A 21880-nucleotide genomic window follows, 5' to 3' on the forward strand; every position below is an offset into this window, starting at 1 on the left:
GCGCATCGCGGCTGCCCCGTCCGGCGGCCGCGATGTCCGTTTCGCCCACGCGTGGCGGCTTCCTCTCGTACGCTCGGTCCCGTGGCCCCGGGTCACACGTTCTCGGGGCCCCCGCGCACAGCAGGAGTGAGGACGATGGACGTCAGTCGTGAGCCGGAGCACGCGCCGCCCGTGACGGCGCCGCTCGTCAGCCCGATCGCCCAGCTGGCCTATGTCTTCTCGGAGTACTCCACGACGACCGGCAACGCCATGTCGACGAAGATCAACGCCCAGGCCCGCGCCCACGAGGCGATGGGTGGCCGCACGTTCGTGGTCGTCAGCGATCGGCGTCAGCATGACTACGCCGAGGGCACGCTCGTGCGCTACGCGTCGTCGCGCTCGACGCGGCGCGAGTGGTTCACCGACCTCGAGCGGCGCGTCGACGGCCTCTGCGGCGTCACGCTCGGTCGCCGCCCGTGCGTCGCGCGCTTCCACCGCGACGCCCTCGCCGCGGTCCCGGCAGACGCCCAGGCACTCGTCGTCTACAACTACGCCGGGGCGGTCACCGACCGGCTCGTGCGCAACTTCGGCGGCAAGGTCGTGCTGCACCTCGGCAACGACGTCTTCCGCACCTGGCGGCCCGCCGAGATCCGCAGGGTCATCGAGCGCACCCACGTGACGGTGGCGGTGAGCGACTACCTCGCGAGCACCATCACCGACCGCATCGGGTCGCGTCCCGACAACCTGCACGTGCTGCGCAACGGGGTCGACTCCGACAGCTTCCGGCCGGTCCCGCGCGCGACCGGCGGACCGGTGACGATCCTGTCGGTCGGCAACGTCACGCCGCACAAGGGGGTGCACCACCTCATCGCCGCGGCGCACGAGCTGTCCCGGCGCACCCGTGACTTCCGGGTGCACGTCGTCGGGTCGGCGGGCCTGCGCCCGGCCGACGGCCTGTCCGCCTACGAGCAGGAGCTGCGTCGGGCCGCCGCGCCCCTCGGCGACCTCGTGCGCTTCACCCCGTTCGTCGACCGGCGCTCACTCCCAGAGGTCTACGGCGCGGCGGACGTCTTCGCCATGCCGGTGCAGTGGCAGGAGCCCGCGGGCCAGGTCGTCACGGAGGCGATGGCCTCGGGACTGCCCGTGGTCTCCGCGCCCAGTGGCGGCATACCGGAGTACCTCGGTCCCGACGGCATCTACGTCGACCCACGGGACGCGACGGCGTTCGCCGATGCCCTCCACACGCTCGTCGCGTCGCCGGGAGAGCGCGTATGCCGTGGGCGCGCCCTGCGCACGCGCGCCGAGTCCCTGACGTGGGAGGGCAACGTCGCCCGGCTCATGCAGCTGCTGGCCGACTGAGCCACAGCCACGCGCGCCGGCGCGGGGTGGCAGGATGTCCACCGTGACGGCACAGATCCTCGACGGCAAGGCCACCCTCAAGGCGATCAAGGTGGAGCTGACCCAGCGGGTCGAGCGCCTGCGCGAGCAGGGGGTCGTGCCGGGTCTCGGCACCGTCCTCGTCGGGGACGACCCGGGCAGCCACTGGTACGTCAACGCCAAGCACAAGGACTGCGCCGAGCTCGGTATCACGAGCCTGCGCCGTGACCTGCCGGCGACGGCCACGCAGGCCGAGGTCGAGGCCGCCATCGACGAGCTCAACGCCGACCCGGCGTGCACCGGCTTCCTCGTGCAGCAGCCGACGGGCCTCGACGAGATGGCGCTGCTCTCGCGCGTCGACCCGTCCAAGGACGTCGACGGCCTGCACCCGATGAACCTCGGCTGGCTGGCGCTCGGCAAGCACGCGCCGCTGCCGTGCACGCCGATGGGTTGCATCGAGCTGCTCCGTCGCCACGGCGTGCAGATCGCGGGCGCCAAGGTCGTCGTCATCGGCCGTGGGCTCACCGTGGGCCGGCCGCTCGGGCTTATCCTCACCCGCAAGAGCGAGAACGCGACCGTGACGCTGTGCCACACCGGCACCAAGGACCTCGCCGCCGAGGTGCGTCAGGCCGACATCGTCATCGCGGCCGCGGGCGTCCCGGGCATCGTCACCAAGGACATGGTCAAGCCGGGCGCTGCCGTGCTCGACGTCGGCGTGAGCCGCGTCGACGGCAAGATCGCCGGTGACGTCGCGCTCGACGTCGCCGACGTGGCCGGCTGGATCAGCCCCAACCCGGGCGGCGTCGGGCCCATGACGCGCGCCATGCTGCTCACCAACATCGTCGAGGCCGCCGAGGCCTCGGTCGCGTCGGCCGCGCCCGGCGCCTGAGCGGCCGCGATGCAGTGGCGGGGTAGCGGCTTCGTCGTCCTGAGCTGGTGGTACCTCGTCGCGGGCATCGCTGCCGCCGGCGTGCTCGTCATCGGCTTCGTCGACGTGCGGTGGGGCGGGCGCATCGTCGCCGCGGCCTTCCTCATCGGGGCGCTGATCCGGCTCGTGGCACGCCCGTCGCGCAAGGCCGGCGGCCTCAACGTGCGCTCGCGCACGCTCGACGTCGTCATCCTGCTGGCCCTGGGACTCGGCGTGCTCGTCGCGTCGGCGACCGTCAACCTACGCGCCGACGTGTCCGACCGTACTTCCGTCGGCCGCACCTCGCGCTGAGGCGACCGTCGTGCCGGCGCGGGGGTCCTCGGGAACCGAGACGTCGGAGGCGTTCGAGCACTACCTGCTGACCCGCTTCAGCGCGGCGTTCGTGCCGGGCGTCCCGCCGCAGGAGGACTGGCTGCGCTACCGGCTCGGCTTCTTCGTCGACGCCTGCTGGTCGTCGGTGCGCAGCCAGCAGGACGCGGACTTCACCTGGCTCGTCCTCTTCGACGACCGCTGCTCGGACGACTTCCGCGCCGACGTCGAGACGCTGGCCGAGGGGACGTTCACCCCCGTATGGTCGAGCGAGCAGTGGAACCCGTCGATCTTCGGCCGTGCCATCGCCGAGGCGCGCCCGGCCGGGGCGGTGGGAGCAGCCGCGGCGCCGTGGCTGCTCACGACGCGCCTCGACAGCGACGACGCCATAGCCCGGGACTTCATGGCGTCGGTGCAGCGCGAGTTCACCCCGACCGAGGGGCTCTTCGTCGACTTCCCACGCGGCATCCAGATCGACCGGAGCGGCGCGACGTACCTCTACGACCAGCTCTCGAGCCCGTTCCTCACCCTCGTCGAGCGGCGCCGAACCGATGCGGCGCCGAGCACGGTGTATGCCGCTCGCCACGCCCGCGCCCGCCAGTGGGGTCCCGTGCGCGAGGTGAGCGCGCCGCCGATGTGGGTGCAGGTCATCCACGGCAGCAACCTGCTCAACATGACGGTCGGCGCCCGCGTGTCACCGCGCGTCGTCAACGAGCGCTTCGACCTCGAGCTCGTCTACGACCGCGACATGTCGGTCCCGAAGCTGCTGTGGCAGAAGGCTGCCCACCGGTTCCGGCTCGCACGCGTCTGGGCGCAGCACCCCGGTGAGGTGACGAAGTGGGCCGAGGCGAGGTACTGGCGAGTGCGCGGCACGCACGTGCGGCCTCGCAGTGATGCGCCTCCGCTGACCGATGCTCTCAAGGCCCGGGCCGCGCGACTTCGCCGGCGTCGCTGACCCGGGCACACGGCATACGCAAGGAGAGGGCGCCGCCCACCTCGCGGTGGACGGCGCCCTCTCGTGCTGTTGCTCAGAGGAGTCGGCTCAGATGAGGCCGAGACCCTTGACGGCGTCGCGCTCCTCGGCGAGCTCGGCGACGGACGCGTCGATCTTGCCGCGCGAGAAGTCGTCGATGTCGAGGCCCTGGACGATGCTCCACTGGCCGTCCTTGACGGTGACAGGGAAGGAGGAGATGAGACCCTCCTGCACGCCGTAGGAGCCGTCGGAGCGGACGGCCATGGAGACCCAGTCGCCGTCGGCGGTGCCCTGCACCCAGGTGCGGGCGTGGTCGATGGTCGCGGAGGCGGCCGACGCGGCCGAGCTCGCACCGCGCGCCTCGATGATGGCGGCGCCGCGCTTGGCGACGGTCGGGATGAACGTGCCGGCGAGCCAGTCCTGGTCGCCGACGGCCTCGGCGGCGTTGCGGCCACCGACCTCGGCGTGGAAGAGGTCGGGGTACTGCGTCGCGGAGTGGTTGCCCCAGATCGTCATCTTCTTGATCTCGGTGACCGGTACGCCGAGCTTGGCGGCGAGCTGGCTGATCGCGCGGTTGTGGTCCAGGCGCGTCAGGGCCGAGAAGCGCTCGGTCGGGATGTCGGGGGCGTTGCTCATGGCGATGAGCGCGTTGGTGTTGGCCGGGTTGCCGGTCACGGTGATGCGGATGTCGTCGGCCGCGACCTCGTTGAGCGCCTTGCCCTGCGGGGCGAAGATGCCGCCGTTGGCCTCGAGGAGGTCACCGCGCTCCATGCCCGGCCCGCGCGGGCGGGCGCCGACGAGGAGGGCGTGGTTGACGCCGTCGAAGACCTTCTTGGCGTCGTCGCCGATCTGCACGCCGGCGAGCGTCGGGAAGGCGCAGTCGTCGAGTTCCATGACGACACCCTCGAGCGCCTTTAGCGCGGGGGTGATCTCGAGCAGGCGCAGCTCCACCGGGGTGTCTGGCCCGAGCAGGGCACCACTCGCGATGCGGAACAGGAGGCTGTAGCCGATCTGGCCGGCGGCGCCGGTGACGGCGACCTTGACGGGGGTAGTGCTCACAGGTAGGCCCTTCACATCGGTGTGTCGCTGGACGCTCCGACGCTATCAGTGGCTGCGTGCGTGGCCGGACGGGCGCCCGTGCGTGGGGGAGGGGCCACTGCGTGCGTATGCCGTGGGGCGTGACCACGATCACGCGCGGCCGGTTGGTGGCCGCGTTCGAGGCCGTGTCTCAGACGGTGAGGGCGAGCGAGCCGAGGGCGATGAGCCAGCTGACGAAGCTTCCGACGAGGAAGTACTCGGTGACGTCGTCGATGCCGGCCGGGCCGCCCGAGTAGGAGCCCGAGGTGGGGGAGGCGTTGGGGTCGGTGCCTCCGCTGCCGCCGCTGCCGCCACCGTTGCCGCGGGCGGCGGCCTGGATCTCGGGGAAGCGGAGCAGTCCCTTGGCGGCGATGACGAGGCCGGCGGCGCCGAACTCGCCCGCGACGCCGAGCCCGAGGATGACGAGGCGCTCCATGGGGCCGAGCAGGCGCCCACCCTTGAGCCGGTCGGCGGGCTGGCCCTGGGTCGGGGGAGCGGGGTGCCCGGTCAGGGACGCCGCGGCTGCTGCGGCGGCGTTGGCGGCGGTGACGTCGGAGGGGCGCAGGGCGCCGATGGTGAGCAGCACGAGCCGGACGATGATGTTTGCCGTCGCGACGTTGAAGACAGCGAGACCGGTGAGCAGCAGCACCCGCGAGGCAGGCAGCGGATCGTGACCGGGCAGGTCGGCCCAGTGGAGCCACGTCGAGAGCGGACCGTCGGTCGGCGACGCCGCGCCGGAGAAGGCGAGGAGCCCGACGACGATTCCGGCGAAGACGGCGAGGGCAGCGAGGGCTGCGCGCCCGGTCATCTGGGTGCGCCGGGACAGCTCGGCCCAGGCGGCCCCCGCTGCTGCGGCGAGCACGAGGGCGATCAGGTCGACCCAAGAGCTCAGCCCGGCGAGCAGCGCGAGCCCCACGATGACGACCGGCGCGACGACGTGTCCCACGACGCGGCCGGGCCGCCACGAGGTCGACCGGACGATGTCGCCGACCCCGATGCCGACGAGGACGACCGAGAGCCAGGTCACGGAAGCTCCCCGAGCGTCGCCATCACCACAGCAAGGCCGTGCATCATTCCTCCGAGGATCTCGTCAGGATCGGGTCGTCATGGAGCAAACCATGAGGTCCCGACAGTCGAGGGGCGGCACGCGGCGTTGTCACTGACGCTCGAGAAGCGTGCCGAGACCGGGGATCACGTGCCTGACGGGGTAGGCCGTCTGGATCCATGCCCGCAGGGGGTCGTGCTGCACCCACGCAGCCTCGCCGCCGGCGTTCTTCTCCGCGATCGACGTGACCAGCACGACGTCCGGAGCTCGACCGGTCCGCTGGAACCAGTCGAGGGCCTTCTGGTTGGCGGCGCCGTAGTCCTCCAGCCAGAGCGCCGGCGTCGCCATCGGGCCGTTCGCCGCGAGGTAGCCCCCGGCTGCGCCGAGGATCAGGATGGAGCGCCCGCCGCGGGTGGCGTCATCGACGGTCCTCGTGAGCGTGGCGAGCCGAGCTGCACCGTTGTCGGTCGTGACGAGTCCGGCCCAGGGGCCGGCGGTGATGCGGGTGTCGACGCCGAGAGAGCCTGGCTCGTGGAAAGGCAGGGCGAGGAATCCGAGCGCCATCCCGAGCGTCGGAACGGCCGAGAGGGCGATGGCTGCGCGCATTCGCGCGGTTGTCGGTCTGGGCGCCGCCCAGAGGCTGCGGGCACTGGTGGACCACTGGACCACGAGGACGAGGAGCAGGCCGCCGAGGGCGGCCCCGTGCACGGAGTACTCGGGGCCTGAGCCTGTGGTCGCAGCAATCACCGTCGCCGCGACGAGGCCCGGCACGGCGGCCGCCAACAGGTCCCCGCCGTCGCCCGGGCGCGGCGACCAGCGGAGCTCGGCGATGACGGGCAGGGCGAGCGTCACCACGAGGACGGACTCGAGGGCTGCCACGGTGTTGCCGAACCAGAGCTGCGGCAGGACGCCGAGTGCGGCGCCGACGGTCACGGCCGTGGCCCACAGCATGCCTGCGGCACTGGCCGTGACTCGGAGCGCCCGCCAGCCCGGTCGGGCGCACCCCAGAGCGGTCACCGCGAGGCCCGCGAGGAGCGGCCAGTAGAGGGGGAAGCGCAGTCCCTCGTAGGTCCCGAGGGCCCGGCCGAGGCGTACGAGCGGGGAGATTCCGTCCCCTCGGACGGCGAGGAGGAAGCGCACGGATTCCTCGATCGGGGCCGGCCCGGCGGTGATCAGCAGCCCCACGGCCGCCACGGCGAGCAGGCCCAGGCTCGATGCTGTTGCCACGAGCCGTGGGCGGGTGCCTTCGACCCTGGCCATCCCGATCAAGAGGGCAAGCGCAAAGGCCGGCGCCAGCTGGGGGCTCGCGATGGTGCCGACGGCTGTCGCGCCGCCGAGTACTGCCGCCCAGGCGAGGGAGCGGGTCTGTCGCAGGGCGATGCCCGAGGCGGCCGCTAGCACGAGCGCGAGCACCGGCACCGAGCTGTAGCTGAGGAGTGGAAGCTGGTAGGGGAGGCCGAGCAGGGCTGCCGCACTGGCGAGGGCGGCCGGCCCGGCGGCGTAGCGGGTGCGCAGCGCCCTCGCCGTGAGCAGGCCCACCGCGCCGGCGACGACGACGAACCACACGCGTGAGGCCAGCACGATGCCGGTCGTTCCGACCAGGTGGTCCCAGGCCCAGACGAAGGGGACGGCCAGCAGAGAACCGGTCACCTGGAGGTTCAGCTCGTCCGCCAGGGCAATGTCACCGCGGGAGAGGCGGAGGGCCAACGCGACCGCGTGCCCGTCATCCTCAGGGCTCGCCCCGAGGGTGAGGCGCCAGGCAACCACGGCAAGCGCGGCGACAGCCACGAGGACGGTCGCCAGGCGGGCGGGGAGCGCGTCAACGGAAGCACGGTCTGCCCCTACGCGCACGGTCATCCCCTCATGATGACGACCTAGAGGGCTACATCGCGGATGACGGCACCTGCGAGTTCTGTATTTGTCAGGGCGATCCGGCGCGGGCTCGGCATCGTCTGCGCGGCGGCCTTGATTTGGGGGATGGGCGGGCGACAGCCCGTCACGGAAGCTCCCCGAGCGTCGCCATCGCCTCGAGCGCGACTCCGATGCCGTCGCGGCGCACGCGCTGCGAGACCGCGGACGGGCTGATCCCGAGCCGGTCCGCGACGTCGTGCTGGGCGAGACCGTGCATGAGTCCTCCGAGGATCTCGCGTGAGGTGGTCGACATGGAGCCAACCATGAAGTCCAGGCAGTCGAGGGCCGCGCGCACCGCGGCGACCGTTGCCTCGGGCTCGTCGGGGGCGACGTATGCCGTCCGCGACGTGCGCGTCTGCGCTCGCTGGGCGCGGTCCTCTGCGGCCTCGATGGCCTCGCGGGCGGCCCAGTAGGCGGGACCATCGTGGATGCCGCGCACGGGGTCGAGCGTGGTGACATCGCCACGGCCCAGGCCGAAGCGGACGTCTGCGAGCGGTTGCAGCTCGGCGCGCACGACGAAGCTGGCCTGGAGAGCGGCGCCCAGCGTGGGGTAGACACCCTGGAACTCGTCGCCGACCGTGATGACGGCCGGGTCGTCGACCGGCACGTCGACGTTGGCGCGCGCGATGGCGGCGGCGAACGCGTCGTGCAGCGCTTGGCGCTGCCGGTGGGTTCGCGACTCGACGATGTCACCGATCAGCGCCACGGGTGAAGCCTTGACCTTCAACTGAGGCATGTGAAGATCATATCTTCATCATCAGTAAATGGAGCCCTAACCTTCAGTGGAGTCGACGTCGAGGATGGGACGCCCGGCCTCGTCCACTGCGGCGTTGTCCACCATGTCGGTCGACCCGCTGATGTCCATCGCGTCACGGCGCTCGCCGGTGATCCACGCGAAGGTCGTGCCGGCGATGAGACCGCCGACGATCGGCGCCACCCAGAAGGCCCAGAGCTGCCCCGGCGCGCCGTTGCCGTTGAAGAAGGCGACGGCGGTGGAGCGGGCCGGGTTGATGGAGGCGTTGCTGACGGGGATGGCGACGAGGTGTGCGAGAAGCAGGCCGAAGCCGATCGCGAGCGGCGCAAAACCCTTGGGAGCGTCGTCCTTGGTCGCGCCGAGGATGATGTAGACGAAGAAGGCGGTGACGAGCGCCTCGACGATGAGCACGCCGCCGACCCCGAAGCCGCCGGGGGAGTGGGCGCCGTAGCCGTTGGCAGCCAGGTTGCCCGTGACCGGGCGGCCGGTCGAGGACAGCAGGCCGGCTAGCGCTCCGCCTGCGAGCAGACCACCGACGAGCTGGGCGCCGACGTAGGCCGGGACCTCGCGCCACTCGAACCGCTTCGCGACGGCGATGCCGATCGTGACGGCCGGGTTGAAGTGTGCCCCGGAGACGTGGCCCACGGCGTAGGCCATGGTCGTAACCGCCAGACCGAAGGCGAGGCCCACCCCCAGTAGCCCGATGCCCAACTGGGTGACTTGCCCGTTGAGCCCTTGGACGGGGAACTTCGCGCTGAAGATGGCTGATCCGCAGCCGATGAAGACAAGCCAGAACGTCCCGAGTGCCTCGACGGCGAGACGCGAACTCATCTTGGGGGTGTACATCGGGCTCCTCCAGCAAGGACGTTGAGGCCGAACCGCCCGGGAGGCCCCCGGTGCTCGCAGCGTAGTGGACCTCGTCGTCGGAGCCCGGGATGTTGCGGCAGCATCCGCCGGGCGACGCGTCCACGTTCCAGACATGTCAGGCTCCTTACTAATTCGCGGCTATGCTGCTTGCGCGCGTGGTTTGACCCAAATGACACTTTGGGTGTCGTTCCCGTCGGGTTATCGGGACGAGGTCGTCGCCGTCGCGAAGACCCCCATGACGCGCACAGGACAGTCAGGCACGGCAGGGATAGTGGGGATACAGGGTGACAGCACACGTGCGCAAAGCTCGGTGGCTCAGGCTCGGATGGGCCGCGGTCGACGCGCTGATCTGGTTCGCGATGCTCTTCGCGGCGCTGTGGATCCGTCTCGACTTCTCGATCGACGACAGCTACCTGCGGGGCACCGCCACCTTTGCCCTGGCCGCCATGATCGGCCAGCTAGTCGTCGGCTACATCGTCGGGCCCTACTCGATCAGCCACCTGCTGGGCTCATTCGAGGAGATCGTCGAACTGACGACCACAACGGCGATCGTCACGACGGTCCTCTTCCTGTGGTCGCTCATGACGGCGCCAATCGTCATCCCCAGGGGGTGTCCCGCTGACCGCCGGCGCTCTCGCCATCGCCACGATGTTTGCCCTGCGCTTCATCGTGCGCACCGTGCGCTCGCACAAGGCCATGCAGACGGCAGCAGAGCGCCGCGCCATCGTCCTCGGCGCGGGTGAGGCCGGCCGCCGCCTACTGCGCAGCATGAAGTACGACGGTTCGGGGTCTTTCGTGCCGGTGGCCCTGCTCGATGACGACCGATCCAAGAACCGCCTACGACTCGAGGGTCTCCGCGTGCGCGGCACCCGCGACGACATCGCGGCTGTCGCCGAGCGCTTCGAGGCCGACACGCTCGTCCTGGCCCTGCCGAACGCCGAGGCCGCGACCCTCCGTGACCTAGCGTCGCGCGCCGCCGACGCAGGCCTCGACGTCGTCAGCTTGCCACCGCTCAAGGACATCATGGGCGGGCGGCCCACCCCCAACGACCTGCGCGACCTCGATGTCGCCGACCTGCTTGGTCGCCGCCCGATCGAGCTCGACACGACCGCCATCGCCGAGCAGATCTCAGGTCGTCGAGTGCTCGTGACCGGAGCCGGCGGTTCCATCGGGTCGGAACTGTGCCGGCAGATCGCGCGGTTCGGGCCGTCCCGGCTCTTCATGCTCGACCGCGACGAGTCGGGACTGCAGGGCACGGAGATGAGCCTGTCCGGCCACGGCCTCCTCGACTCCGACGACCTCATCCTCGCGGACATCCGCGACAGTAAGGCTCTTGCGGAGGCTTTCGAGCGAGCACGCCCCGAAGTGGTCTTCCACGCCGCTGCACTTAAGCATCTTCCGCTGCTTGAGGCGTACCCGCTGGAGGCCTGGAAGAGCAACGTGATCGGCACGCTGAACGTCCTGACGGCAGCGGAGGCGGTCGGCGTCTCCACCTTCGTCAACATCTCGACCGACAAAGCCGCCAACCCGACGTGTGTGCTCGGCTACAGCAAGCGTCTCGCCGAACGCCTGACTGCTGATTTCGCCGGTCGCGCCAACGGTCGCTACGTGTCGGTTCGCTTCGGCAACGTCCTGGGCTCGCGTGGATCGGTCGTGCACGCGTTCACCGCTCAGATCGAGATGGGCGGCCCGATCACGGTGACGCACCCAGACGTGCGCCGCTACTTCATGCTCATCCCCGAGGCCTGCCAACTGGTGCTGGAAGCAGCGTCCATCGGCGTCGACGGCGAGGTGATGGTGCTGGAGATGGGTGAGCAGGTCAAGATCCTCGAGGTAGCCGAGACTCTCATCAGGATGAGCGGTCGCCGCGACATCGACGTCGTTTTCACCGGCCTGCGCCCGGGTGAGAAATTGGGCGAGGAGCTCTTCTCGGTCAACGAGAGCCGCCGGACCACGGATCACCCGCTGGTGGACAGCGTCGGCGTTCCCGCCCTCGGCGTCGATGCGGTGTCAACGTTGACGTTCGACTCGCAGGAGCACGCCACGAACTGGATGCGCGACGGCGCCGCCGCCGGCCCCCGTTCAGCCACCGGAGCTATCGCATCGTGAGCCAGGTATGGGTTGCTGCACTCGTAAGCGCAGGACTCACGGTAGTAACGGCGCCGCTGGTCCGCTCTGCGCTGCTGCGGCTCGGTCGCGTCGACGTCCCTAACCACCGCTCGTCGCACACGCTACCGACGCCCCGCGGGGGCGGCCTCGCGTGTCTGACGGGTGTGATCGGTGGAGCGATCACGGCTCAGATGCTGGGTCTGCCGGTCCCCGCCGTCACACTCACGTGCTGTGTGCTCGTGGCACTTGTGGGGCTTCTGGATGACCAGTTCAGCCTGCCTGCTCTTCCGCGCTTGGTCTCGCAGGTCGCGCTCGGCGTTGTGGCGGGTTGGATGACGGGCATCCCGGCCCTGGCCGTTCTCGGCATGATGCTCTTCCCCGTCGTGGTCAACGCGATCAACTTCATGGACGGGATCAACGGGATCACGGGGATGGTGAACGTCGCCTGGGGCGTGACCTCCATCATCCTCGGCGCTCGCTACGGCTCGCCGGCGCTCGGCCTCATCGGGGCCTTGACAGCCGGAGCGGCGCTGGGGTTCCTTCCCTTCAACGCGTTGCGGGCGAGACTCTTCCTGGGTGATGTCGGGAGCTACCTCTTCGGAGCCCTGTGTGCGGGCGGCATCCTGGTTGGGCTTGCCGAGAACGTTCCGGTCCTGCCGCTGGTGGCCCCTCTCGCTCTCTACCTCGTCGACGTGTTCTTGACCCTCGGGCGCAGACTGCGCGCCCGTGAGTCCCTCACCACGGCTCACCGGGATCACATCTACCAGCGACTCACCTCCGGCGGCCTCGAGCACATTCAGGTCGCAGCGATCATGTTCGTCCTCTCGGTGTTCGTCGCGGGGTCCTGGGTCTTTCTGCCGGCTCTAGGCGCATTTCCCCTCACCATGCTGGCCGTGGTGTCCTACGTACTGCTCCCTGAGGTCCGTTCGAGGCGCTTGGCCCAGAAAATCTAGCGAGACCGAGCAATTGTTCTGCCCCTACTGTTATTGGAGTAGTTGAGTGAAGATCGCCGTTGTTGGCGCCACCGGCTTCGTCGGCTCTGCCGTATGCGACGAGCTTCGGTCCACCGGCCATCACGTCACGGTTGTGCGTGCTCCGCGGGTGGCTGCGCGGACGTATGCGCCCCATGACCACGACGAGGTCGTTGACGAGCTTGCGTCACAGTTCGCGGGGCACCACGCCGTCATCAACTGTGCCGGGGTGCCCGATGCGTCCTCCCAAGACGAGCCACTGCTGTTCGGAGCGAATGCCGTTCTCGCTGGCTTGGTGGCTCGAGCGGTGTCCCGGGCGCGGGGGTCGGTCCGTCTCGTGCACGTCAGCAGTGCCGTTGTTCAGGGACGGATGCCCGTGCTCGATGCTTCGAGGCGGACGGATGTCTTCTCGACCTACGCTCAGTCCAAAGCCGCCGGAGAGACGCTTGCTGCCGACGAGCTTCCGGTCGGTCTCGTCGTCTACCGACCGCCGAGCGTGCATGGGGCGGACCGCCGGGTGACCCGAAGCATCTCGAGGATCGCGTCGTCGCCACTGCGCTCCGTCGCAGGCCCGACGGGGCGGCCCTCTCCCCAAGCGCTGATCGGCAACGTCGCGGGCGCCATCGCACATCTCGCGGTGTCTGCCATTACGCCACCCGCGATCGTCATCCACCCGTGGGAAGGCGTGACGACATCGTCGCTGATGGAGTCTCTGGGTGGACGATCGCCCCACGTCCTTCCGGAGCGAGCAGCACGGGCCCTAGTCAGCGCGCTGAGAAGTGTCGGGCGGGTGGTACCTCGCCTCGCGCCGACGGCCCGGCGAGTTGAGATGCTCTGGTTTGGTCAGGGACAGGACGAAAGCTGGTTGACCCAGCAGGGTTGGCGCCCGTCTGTCGGCGCCGAGGGCTGGACAGCACTGCGTCAGCAGGTCTCCACGGTGGCGAGGACCGAGACGGACGCTGAACACGGTACAAGCACGACGTCGCCCGGTGCCGCCTTGGTGTCCACCACGATTCCCATGACGCTGCGTCACTTCTACGGCGAGCTCATCGCGATCATGCGGAGCGACGGCTACGACGTCACCCTGGTGTCCTCGTCAGGAGCGCACCTAAATGCTGCTGTCTCCGAGACCGGTGCGAGGGCACATGTCATCGAGATGTCCAGAGACGTCACCCCGGCACGTGACCTGCGTGCGTGGATGCAGTGGTTCCGCGTCGTCAGGGCGCGTCGGCCCGCCGTTGTCGTGGCGGGAACCCCGAAGGCAGCCCTGCTGGCCATGACCGCCTCCGCGATGTATGGGGTTCCGCGCAGGGTCTACCTCTGCGGCGGCCTTCGACTCGAAGGCTCCACCGGCCTGCTGAGGCACGTCCTGGTCTGGATGGAGCGTCTGGCCATGGGAGCGGCCACTGAGGTAATGGTCAACTCCAGCACCCTGAAGGCGGAGGTGCTGTCGAGCCATCTCGTCTCGCCAGCCAAGCTCCGGCAGACCGTTCCCGGGAGCACTCATGGGGTCAACGCGCGCCACTTCGCCCCGCGCGAGCCGGACGCGCAGTTGCGCGATCAGTACGGCATCGCCGCAGACACGGCCGTGCTTGGCTTTGTCGGCAGGCTCACCCATGACAAGGGCATTGACACACTGATCGACGCGGCGTCGCTGCTCATGCGGGCCGGCACACGCCTGCACCTTCTGATCGTCGGTCCACAGAACGAGCCTGACTCTCAGGACTACCTGTCACGCCTCGAGTCCTCGGGCGTCCCTGTCAGTCTTGTAGGGCCCGTCGAGGATGTCAGGCCCTACTACGCCCTGCTGTCCCTGCTGGTGCTGCCGTCTTTGCGTGAGGGGTTCCCCAACGTCGTGCTTGAGGCCGCAGCGATGGGTGTTCCCACCGTCACGACCACGGCCACTGGCTGCCGCGACTCGGTGATAGACGGGCGAACCGGCCTGCTCGTGGATCCAGGCGATGCCCAGGCGCTAAGCGCCGCCATCGCACGTGGCATCGCCGATCCCGCAAGACTGGCTGAAATGGGGAGAAACGCTCGGTCATGGGTGGAGGCGGAATTCCGCCCGGAGAGAATCGTAAGCACATGGTTCCATTCACCATTGAATGGCGACTGCCGAGGAAAGGCAAACGTAACAAGATGACGCTTCAGGCTTTCTCGTCGTACTCGCTGGCAGCTGCGAGCACCCGCGTGCGCCTGTACGACTGGTTTGATCACCTGGGAGTTCCGGTCATCGCCCATACCTACATTGGGACTCACAATTCCAGGGCGAGTACCCTTCTGCGCCACATACCAGAAGTGGTGAGTGCCGAAGTTGCTCTAAGAAAAGTCGACTATAGTTCGTCCAAAGTGATCGTTTCTCGCGAGGTAAGTCCATTGAGCTCAGGATCCCTCGAGAAGAAGGTGCTGAAAGGCGCGGCACATTCAGTATTTGATTTTGACGACGCGCTATATGCAGATTTGGCGACGGGGAGGCGGCTTCTACGTCAGCGCAGTAAGTGTCAATTGTCGGTCGAGGCGGCCGACGTCGTAATCGCTGGAAACGAGCATCTTGCTGAATGGGCTTCTGCGTTTTCAAAACGGGTTCTCCTAATTCCGTCCTGCGTCGAACCGAGTCACTACCAGTACAAGCAGAACTGGGAACTTCACGATGTCCCGGTAATCGTTTGGCTGGGCTCTCCCGCCACTGAACAGTATCTCGCGCCTCTTTCGGATGCTCTGAATATAGTTCACGCACGCACCCGAGCGCGCCTGCGCGTGATAAGCGGACCGGATGACAATCCGCGCTTGTCCGCTCTGTCCCATATGATTGACCGTGTGCCCTGGAGTCCCACCGTTGTCAAGGACGCATTAGTTACTGGCGACTTGGCCATTGGGCCGCTTAGCGACACCACTTACGCCCGCGGCAAGTGCGCCTACAAACTTCTTCAATACGCGGCCACTGGCCTCCCGATGGTTGGCTCCCCAGTCGGTGCGAATAGAAGGGCACTCGAACGATTTGAAGGCTTGGCTGCCACAACTCAGGCGGAATGGGTGGACGGCCTGACGATGCTATTGACCGAAACAGCCTCGTCTCGCCAAGCGCGGGCGGATGCTGGTTTGGCTGCCCTCGTGCGTCACTACTCCTTCGAAGCATGGAGCAGCGAATGGCGATCAGCCGTCTTGGCGGAGTAGTTGGAAGCCCATCAGATTCTGTGGCTCAGTGCCCGGCGACCACGTCCTTTTCAACGGGGCACTGCGGTTACGTGCAAGGGGCGATGAGGCAGTGATCGTGAAGGTACCTATTCCGATGCAGGTGGTGATCCTGAGCGCTGGCGCGGCGGCGGGACAGGGGGTTACTGCGTTGTTGACAGCAAAATGGCTCGGTGCGAGTGACAGAGGCATTCTGGCGGTTGCACAATCAATCTCGCTCCTGCTGGTATTGGTTGGGGGCCTCGGCCTGATACAAGCTACACGCATGCTTCTGGCTAACGAAGCCAGCGGGGTAACCCTTCAGTTGCACGGCAGATTGTCGACGCAACTTATGGTCCTGCAGTTAATTCTGGCGGCGACAGTTGGGGTTGCTTCATTCTCCAACTTGACTATGTCAAGCGGCTGGTTCCCGCTGTCTTGCCTTGTCGTAATGAGCGTTGCTGGACTTCGTGCGGCCCTTACCAGGGAGGCCCTCCATGGTCTGGGTTGGCATCGGGCGGCCAGCGGTTTGGAGATGTCAGCGTCTTTCGTGGCCTTGGTGACGATAAGTCTGGCCTATGCTCGCAACAGTTTGACATTGAATCTCGCTTTGGGCGCCTTGGCCATGGCGGCGCTGACTCAGAGTGCGCTTCAACAGCTTGTTCTGCGACGCGCAACTCGCGGCACGAGAGATCAAACGCCCAGCGCCAGCTGGACCCAGGATTTACTGAAGTCTCGTCGAGTTTTTGCCCTCTGTCTTCCGGCACTGGTGGCCGCTCTAGGCATGGCACTAGCAACCCGTATGGATCGACTTCTTCTTGCCTACTTCGCGAACGATAAGACGGTTGGGGTTTACGCCACCGCTGCAACCTTGGCCGATCTCCCTTGGATCCTGCCTGTGGCCATGAGCCCAATGATCGTGCGGCAAGTAGCACAGAGTAGGTCTATGAAACATCACGCATCATGGTGGCGCAGAGTCGTTGTCGCCACAGTTGCACTTTCTCTGGTCGTGTTTGTTATGGGCGGCTATCTCATGGAGGTCTTCCTCGGCGGTGACTTTGGAGGGAACCTCTCCCTTTTCGCGGTCCTCCTTTTGGGGTCGGTGGCTATTGCTAGCCTCCAGGTTGATCTTGCGGCCTGCAATGGAATCGGTGATCTGAAATCCTCCGCAGTATCCGCGATCTGGGGTGCTGCCGTCGGAGTCGCGTCATACATAGTTCTAATCCGCATCTTCGGCCTCATGGGCTGCGGATACGCCACAGTCGTGACGTACTCAACCATGGCAATCATAGCCAGGGTTAGGCTGCGATCATCGGCCACCTATCGCCAAACTCGAAAGATGAATTCTCAATGGGCATAGATGTAGATGTGTGCATAGTCACTTATAAGAACGAGGCCACCATAGGCTCACTGCTGGAATCCGTAGCAAAATACCTGCCGACGGCCTCTGTCATCATTCAGGATAACTCTCCCGATGACCTGACTCGCAGGGCAGTGGAGCAAACAGCCTATAGTTCGAGATGCACGATTTTGGATGACGTTGGCAATGTCGGGTTCGGTGCAGCGTGTAACAGAATCGCAGATAATTCAGACGCTGAATGGCTGGTCTTCATCAATCCAGATGCAGAAATATCGAAAATGGACCTAAATTTAGAGCGCGAGTCGGCCCACTCGATCTTGGGTCCAATCATCAGCGAACCCGGTGGAGAAATCCAGCGCTCCTTTGGGCCCCAGCGCACCGTCGGGCAAGAGGCGAAGTTACGCCTTCTTCGCACTGGTGACCGGATCCCTGAAGGACGGATGGCTCATCGGCCAGCATTCGTGTCAGGTGCGGCCATGGCTGTCAGGCGTCTGGACTTCCTTGGGCTCAACGGGTTTGACCACAACAATTTCTTCATGTACTACGAAGATATCGATCTGTGTCGCCGCGCGCAAAATGCCGGCATGAGCGTGACGGTGACTCCATCGTGGCGTGTTACGCACCTTGGTGGCTACTCTGCGAAGATGGCCCACCTGGAGTCCCTGAAGCGGAGTCACATCTCCGCAACCAATTATCATAGGAAATGGAACGGTTCTAACCTTGCGTTTCAATCGATCTGTCTCTTTGAGGCTGCACTGAAGTGCCTAATCGCGACGACGCGTGGACATGTTGGACGAACATCGCGACCCACCCAGTGGGCGTTCTTTGCGTGGCTAGTGAGAGGTAATCGTGAAGTCTAGGCCATCCTCATCCCGGGGCCCAGCAGACTTCGAAAATCTAGCTGCTGTCATCGTTCTATTTCGCCCAGACCAGTCCGTGACCCGAAATATCAGTGCGGTCGCGTCCCAAGTGGACACTGTCTTCATCGTCGACAACAGCCCGGCGGCGGACAGCCAATTGATTGAGAACCTCTCGAGTCAGCACCGCGTGCTGCACTCTGGGCAGAACTTGGGGCTAGGCGCCGCCTACAACTTGGCCTGTCAGCATGCGATCGACCTCGGCTACGAATGGATCATTCTGCTGGATCAGGATACCGAACTGCATGGCGACTACAGGGCCCGAATGAGTTCGATATTTGCAGAGTGGTCCACTATGAATGAAACTGAGATTGGAATTGCTGCACCCAATTTCAGAAACTCGCAGAGTCCCCCATCGGATGCGGGACCTCAGACAACCGTCGCTCACTCTGTCGACGCGGCCGTCTCTTCCGGAAGCTTGGTTAACCTTTCGGCATGGAGCCATCTTGGCGGCTTTCGGGAAGACTTCTTCATTGATTACGTCGACACGGAATTTTGTAGAAGACTAATAGCGGGGGGCTATTCAGTAGCAATGAGTGCTGATGTCCTTATGTCGCATGGGATGGGCCACCCGGCACTAAACCAAGTCCTTGGGTACCGGCGGTACACGTCCAACTACCCAGCCTGGCGCCACTACTTCATCGCTCGCAATTTCGTGCTGACGGTCAAGGCTTCCTTGCAGGGCGGTGACTGGATATGGGCCGCGCGCGAAACCAGGCGTCGTATCAAATTTTCGCTATTGACTGCGGTGATGGAACCTGATCGCCGAGAGAAACTAGCAGCAACCGCCCGCGGGTGTGCTGACGGAATCAGAGGTCGTGTGACCTGCAATCCCGTGCCGCACAACTAGACCCAAACTTCGAGTCAGTCATGTCGGGCACACTTCGTTCAGTCTGGCTGAATCTCCGAGGTAGGATGCAAGCACTGTTTCAAGTACTCTGAAATTGAGGAGTCCGCGATTAGGTGCAAGTTCTCAATGACCGTTTCCATGGGCCAGTCCCACCAAGCAGATTGTTCCATGAGTTCAGCTTCCTCGCTGCTGCAGCGTCGCCTTATGGGGCGCGCTGGATTGCCGCCGACTATAGTGTACGGTTCCACGTTCTTCGTGACCACGGAGCCCGCTGCGACGACACTTCCATTTCCGATGGTGACGCCGCTTACAATCGTGGACCCGTAGCCAATCCATACGTCATGGCCAATCGTGACGTCCCCCTTGGAATAGGGATTGCCGTCTTTTCCCTTGCCGTGCAGGTCAAACCGCATTCGAAATGGAAACGTTGACGTGGAGTCGGTGCGGTGATTGCCACCCAAAAGGATAGTGACATCATCGGCTATAGAACAGTAGTTGCCTATCGAGAGCTTGGTCTGCCCATCGTCGTAACGGAGTAGCTTTGGATTTCCATATGTACCCATGCCCACAGATGCGACTCCCTGACGTTTTGCAATAGCAATGTCAGAAGTCATTTTCGTATATAGATCTGCGGCACGGTTCCAAGCGTAATTAAAGCCAATTCTGGCAATTTGTTGTGGGCTCCGACCCGAAACCTTGCTTCGTAGTGTGTTCTTTTGCGGCCCTGGTCCAGGGGAAATATTCACGTCAGCTCCCATGCGAAAATCCTTTTCAGTCTGGCGACATCAGATACTACCTGACATGAGACGCCGCCGCTCGATGAGGTGCGTCCACGAAGTATCACCTCGTGGAAGCATTTCTTGCATTGAGGATTCGTTCCGCCGGTTGTCCTTCTGTGGTGATCTTCATGCTTCGCGTGGTGTAGAATCCGTGTGGCGTACTGGGAGATGAGGACTAGTGCTGTTTTCTATAACGTTAATGGTCGGCATCGTGTTGACGCGGCGGCTTGGAGCCCTCGTTCTGCTACTGCTGGTAGCAGCACCAGCACGGATCTCAGCGCCTTGGGGCCCGGTCACAGCTTTCGAGGTGTTCATTCTGCCGACTTTGATCGTCGAGATCTTGCTTGCGGGTAAAGGGCATCGGCGGGTGCTGCCCTATATATGGGTCTCAATAATGGTCGCCGCGTTCGTAGGGTGGGCCCTGTTCAGCGCGTTTTGGGTCACAGACGGCGCCGCCTGGCTAACGCGGATCATGGGCATATTAGAGGCGGTTGCAGCAGGCTGGGCGGCGTATCTGGCTGCCGGTCGATTGGGGCCCTGGAGGGCCGTCGGGGTGCTATCAGTGGTTGGAAGCGTTGGAGCTGCGTGGTCACTGGTCTGGTTCTACCTTCTGGACCGTCCCGTCGGATTCAACTTGCAGCCTCCTGCGGAAGCGCAGTCTGCCGTTTCCCAAGCGTTACGATTGGGTTCCCCGCTGCTGGGACCGTCCAATTACTATGCCTCATTTTTGCTTATTTCGATTCCAGTGACATTGGCACTTGCCTATCGGAAGAAGGTGTATCTTCTGGGTGTCGCGGTACAGTTGACTGCGCTGGCTTTCACGGTGTCGCGCGGCGCATTTCTGGCGGCTGGGTTCGTCTGCGTTCTGGCCATTGTGGTCTACTATGGGAGTTCGAGGAGGCTTCCGCACGGTTTTGCGCTTGCAGGCACATCGCTCGTATTCATGATTGGACTTCCGTTTCTAACCCAGTCGGCGACGGCATTGCTAAGCCAAAGGCAACTGTCATCCTCTGGAGATGGTGTCGATGTCAGGACGGAGCTTTGGTCCACAGCGCTTGAGTTGTGGTCCGACCACTTCTGGATAGGGTCTGGACTTGGAAGTTGGGCTTCGGAAGTCGATCTAGCCGGCGGTAGTGGTGCTCACAATTTTTTACTTCAACTAGGGGCAGAGCTGGGCGTCGTGGGCTTCGCTATTGCAGTCATTGCGATCCTTGTGTGCCTCAAGATGGCTTTGGGCGTTAGCGACATGCGCGTTCGTGTGGCAGTGTTTTGCGCAATCCTCGCGTCCGTCCTCAATTGTCTTGTGGAGGCCAGTTTCGAAGGTCGCGTGTACACGTGGGCGTTGGGAACAAGCCTGGGTGTCTTCGTGATTCTCGTGGAGCAATCGCGGATTGTTTTGTCGCAACCCACGGAACCTGTTTTAATTCGCGGATGATGCTCTAGGCGTGTAGATCTTATTTGCGAGCGTGGTATGCAAGGTTTGTCACTAATGGGTTGGTCGGCCATTCCTTAGCGTTAGTCTTGGGTGATCTGTCTTTGGGTGGTCCATCACGGCCTCTGCCGTCGCGGCGGCGCGCAGTCGCTATGCTCGCATGAGGGGAGGTGCAGCGCTAACGGCGCGCAGGCGCATTGAGGTAGGCGCTGCGTGAAAGCCCGCCATTCCGATGGCTGAACGCGTGAGCCTGACGGCCACAATGAAGAGTGCGGTGGGGCCTAAACAGAAGCGGGTTGGGCTAGGGCTGAAGCCCAGCCAACGGTGAGAAGGGCCTTGGCCCGGACCCGAGGCCCGAGCCCGTTGCGTTCCCCTGCTCGACTCGTTCCTGCGCCAGTTGTTAAAGAGCATCCGGGAATGCCTGGGCCGGTGATCGCCGAGCGGATCGGCTGGGCTTGGCCGACCACCTGGCTTCGCGACAACGTCGCAGGGCCGCGCCAGCAATATCGCTCAGTACCGCCCGCCAATCCCGCGCCGTAGCCGGCAGCGGAGCCCTTGACGGGCTCGCGCAGGACCTTGTCGGCTACGACCGAGCTTTAGGCATCGTCGCCCTGCCAGACGCGTACAGCGAGCTGAACTATGTTTGGTAGTCGGCGCGACGCGAGCCGCACCCTGGAGTCCAAGACCGACGCCCTGAGCGGGGTGCTGAAGCATCGACCTACTTGGCGGCAGCGCTGAAAGCGCCTCGGGTTCGGAAGTCAGCAGCAAGGCTGGCTGATCACGCCCGCGACGCCGGTTGGACCCACACGGAATACCTCGCCGCGTGGACCAAGAGATCGCCGCGCCAACGCCTCGGGCACGCAGCGGATCCGCGCCGCAGGGTTTCCGGCGCGCAACGGCCTCAGGCAGTTCGGGTGGGACGCTAACCTGTCGTGCGCCAGCAGGTCGCCAATCAGGTCTCCCGCAGCTTCTGCTCGAGGCAGCAACGTCGTGCTGTCCCGTCCCGGGTCTGATGGAGGCTCTCATTCCACGGAAGGATGAGAGTCATGGCAGCACCGAGAAAGTACCCGG

At 65.4% G+C, this 21880-nt stretch carries 19 protein-coding genes; 13 read left to right on the forward strand and 6 right to left on the reverse strand.

Going from position 1 to position 21880, the window contains the following annotated elements; genetic code table 11:
• Positions 1-135: 135 nt before the first annotated feature.
• From IEY30_RS13070 to IEY30_RS13085, 4 genes are read left to right on the forward strand one after another with little or no spacing between them, the layout of a single operon-like run.
• On the forward strand, positions 136-1338 hold the full coding sequence (locus IEY30_RS13070; protein ID WP_030196931.1) for a glycosyltransferase family 4 protein: 1203 nt from the start codon (positions 136-138) through the stop codon (positions 1336-1338).
• A gap of 43 nt (positions 1339-1381) precedes the next feature.
• Positions 1382-2245 (forward strand): bifunctional methylenetetrahydrofolate dehydrogenase/methenyltetrahydrofolate cyclohydrolase, encoded by an 864-nt coding sequence (locus IEY30_RS13075; RefSeq protein ID WP_043416667.1) that lies wholly within the window; start codon positions 1382-1384, stop codon positions 2243-2245.
• Positions 2246-2254: 9 nt separating this feature from the next.
• Positions 2255-2575: a DUF3017 domain-containing protein gene (locus tag IEY30_RS13080; protein WP_030196938.1), complete on the forward strand. Its 321-nt coding sequence runs from the start codon at positions 2255-2257 to the stop codon at positions 2573-2575.
• A 10-nt stretch (positions 2576-2585) separates the two neighbouring features.
• Positions 2586-3548, forward strand: a complete 963-nt coding sequence (locus IEY30_RS13085; protein ID WP_030196942.1) for a glycosyltransferase — start codon at positions 2586-2588, stop codon at positions 3546-3548.
• An 87-nt stretch (positions 3549-3635) separates the two neighbouring features.
• Here the strand turns inward: IEY30_RS13085 and IEY30_RS13090 are convergent, their stop codons facing one another.
• The 5 genes from IEY30_RS13090 to aqpZ all read right to left on the reverse strand — a co-directional run bounded on the left by IEY30_RS13090 (position 3636) and on the right by aqpZ (position 9199).
• Complete coding sequence (locus IEY30_RS13090; protein WP_030196946.1) at positions 3636-4625, reverse strand: malate dehydrogenase; 990 nt, start codon at positions 4623-4625, stop codon at positions 3636-3638.
• A gap of 169 nt (positions 4626-4794) precedes the next feature.
• Positions 4795-5670, reverse strand: coding sequence for a hypothetical protein (locus IEY30_RS13095; RefSeq protein ID WP_030196949.1), 876 nt, complete (start codon positions 5668-5670; stop codon positions 4795-4797).
• A gap of 129 nt (positions 5671-5799) precedes the next feature.
• Positions 5800-7545 (reverse strand): hypothetical protein, encoded by a 1746-nt coding sequence (locus IEY30_RS13100; RefSeq protein ID WP_156035200.1) that lies wholly within the window; start codon positions 7543-7545, stop codon positions 5800-5802.
• A gap of 139 nt (positions 7546-7684) precedes the next feature.
• Positions 7685-8335 carry a SatD family protein gene (locus tag IEY30_RS13105; RefSeq protein ID WP_043416527.1) on the reverse strand — a complete coding sequence of 217 codons (651 nt, stop codon included), beginning with the start codon at positions 8333-8335 and terminating at the stop codon, positions 7685-7687.
• Positions 8336-8371: 36 nt separating this feature from the next.
• Complete coding sequence (gene aqpZ, locus IEY30_RS13110; RefSeq protein ID WP_030196958.1) at positions 8372-9199, reverse strand: aquaporin Z; 828 nt, start codon at positions 9197-9199, stop codon at positions 8372-8374.
• A 305-nt stretch (positions 9200-9504) separates the two neighbouring features.
• Here aqpZ and IEY30_RS21930 point away from each other — a divergent pair, with 305 nt between their 5' ends.
• From IEY30_RS21930 to IEY30_RS13145, 8 genes are all read left to right on the forward strand, one after another.
• The gene (locus tag IEY30_RS21930; protein ID WP_229674982.1) at positions 9505-9963 is read left to right on the forward strand and encodes a hypothetical protein; all 459 of its coding nucleotides are present in this window, start codon (positions 9505-9507) and stop codon (positions 9961-9963) included.
• Positions 9899-11329, forward strand: a complete 1431-nt coding sequence (locus tag IEY30_RS13115; RefSeq protein ID WP_229674983.1) for a polysaccharide biosynthesis protein — start codon at positions 9899-9901, stop codon at positions 11327-11329. Before IEY30_RS21930 ends, IEY30_RS13115 begins: the two co-directional genes overlap by 65 nt.
• A gap of 191 nt (positions 11330-11520) precedes the next feature.
• Positions 11521-12282 carry an MraY family glycosyltransferase gene (locus tag IEY30_RS13120; RefSeq protein WP_156035201.1) on the forward strand — a complete coding sequence of 254 codons (762 nt, stop codon included), beginning with the start codon at positions 11521-11523 and terminating at the stop codon, positions 12280-12282.
• 46 nt (positions 12283-12328) lie between these two features.
• The gene (locus tag IEY30_RS13125) at positions 12329-14443 is read left to right on the forward strand and encodes a glycosyltransferase (RefSeq protein ID WP_081920421.1); all 2115 of its coding nucleotides are present in this window, start codon (positions 12329-12331) and stop codon (positions 14441-14443) included.
• Positions 14386-15474: a glycosyltransferase gene (locus IEY30_RS13130; RefSeq protein WP_162180995.1), complete on the forward strand. Its 1089-nt coding sequence runs from the start codon at positions 14386-14388 to the stop codon at positions 15472-15474. Before IEY30_RS13125 ends, IEY30_RS13130 begins: the two co-directional genes overlap by 58 nt.
• 28 nt (positions 15475-15502) lie before the next feature.
• The gene (locus tag IEY30_RS13135; RefSeq protein WP_162180996.1) at positions 15503-16831 is read left to right on the forward strand and encodes a lipopolysaccharide biosynthesis protein; all 1329 of its coding nucleotides are present in this window, start codon (positions 15503-15505) and stop codon (positions 16829-16831) included.
• A complete protein-coding gene (locus IEY30_RS13140) occupies positions 16822-17691 on the forward strand; it encodes a glycosyltransferase (RefSeq protein WP_081920423.1) in 870 nt (289 codons plus the stop codon). Before IEY30_RS13135 ends, IEY30_RS13140 begins: the two co-directional genes overlap by 10 nt.
• Entirely contained in the window at positions 17681-18598 is a 918-nt protein-coding gene (locus tag IEY30_RS13145) for a glycosyltransferase family 2 protein (RefSeq protein WP_268240973.1), read from the forward strand. Before IEY30_RS13140 ends, IEY30_RS13145 begins: the two co-directional genes overlap by 11 nt.
• A 38-nt stretch (positions 18599-18636) precedes the next feature.
• Here IEY30_RS13145 and IEY30_RS13150 read toward each other — a convergent pair whose 3' ends face one another.
• Entirely contained in the window at positions 18637-19356 is a 720-nt protein-coding gene (locus IEY30_RS13150) for a CatB-related O-acetyltransferase (protein ID WP_229674985.1), read from the reverse strand.
• Between the two features lie 220 nt (positions 19357-19576).
• Here IEY30_RS13150 and IEY30_RS13155 point away from each other — a divergent pair, with 220 nt between their 5' ends.
• Positions 19577-20812 carry an O-antigen ligase family protein gene (locus IEY30_RS13155; RefSeq protein ID WP_156035203.1) on the forward strand — a complete coding sequence of 412 codons (1236 nt, stop codon included), beginning with the start codon at positions 19577-19579 and terminating at the stop codon, positions 20810-20812.
• The last annotated feature ends 1068 nt before the right edge of the window (positions 20813-21880 follow it).

Source organism: Terrabacter tumescens, from assembly GCF_014646815.1.
GTDB lineage: Bacteria > Actinomycetota > Actinomycetes > Actinomycetales > Dermatophilaceae > Terrabacter > Terrabacter tumescens.

Excerpts from the sequence above, each read along its gene's own strand:
- IEY30_RS13080 (WP_030196938.1), top strand. The coding sequence starts at position 2,255 with ATGCAGTGGCGGGGTAGCGGCTTCGTCGTCCTGAGCTGGTGGTACCTC.
- IEY30_RS13150 (WP_229674985.1), bottom strand. The coding sequence starts at position 19,356 with ATGGGAGCTGACGTGAATATTTCCCCTGGACCAGGGCCGCAAAAGAAC.
- IEY30_RS13070 (WP_030196931.1), top strand. The coding sequence starts at position 136 with ATGGACGTCAGTCGTGAGCCGGAGCACGCGCCGCCCGTGACGGCGCCG.
- IEY30_RS13130 (WP_162180995.1), top strand. The coding sequence starts at position 14,386 with ATGGTTCCATTCACCATTGAATGGCGACTGCCGAGGAAAGGCAAACGT.
- IEY30_RS13155 (WP_156035203.1), top strand. The coding sequence starts at position 19,577 with ATGGTCGGCATCGTGTTGACGCGGCGGCTTGGAGCCCTCGTTCTGCTA.
- IEY30_RS13105 (WP_043416527.1), bottom strand. The coding sequence starts at position 8,335 with ATGCCTCAGTTGAAGGTCAAGGCTTCACCCGTGGCGCTGATCGGTGAC.
- aqpZ (WP_030196958.1), bottom strand. The coding sequence starts at position 9,199 with ATGTACACCCCCAAGATGAGTTCGCGTCTCGCCGTCGAGGCACTCGGG.
- IEY30_RS13100 (WP_156035200.1), bottom strand. The coding sequence starts at position 7,545 with ATGACCGTGCGCGTAGGGGCAGACCGTGCTTCCGTTGACGCGCTCCCC.
- IEY30_RS13140 (WP_081920423.1), top strand. The coding sequence starts at position 16,822 with ATGGGCATAGATGTAGATGTGTGCATAGTCACTTATAAGAACGAGGCC.
- IEY30_RS13120 (WP_156035201.1), top strand. The coding sequence starts at position 11,521 with ATGCTGGGTCTGCCGGTCCCCGCCGTCACACTCACGTGCTGTGTGCTC.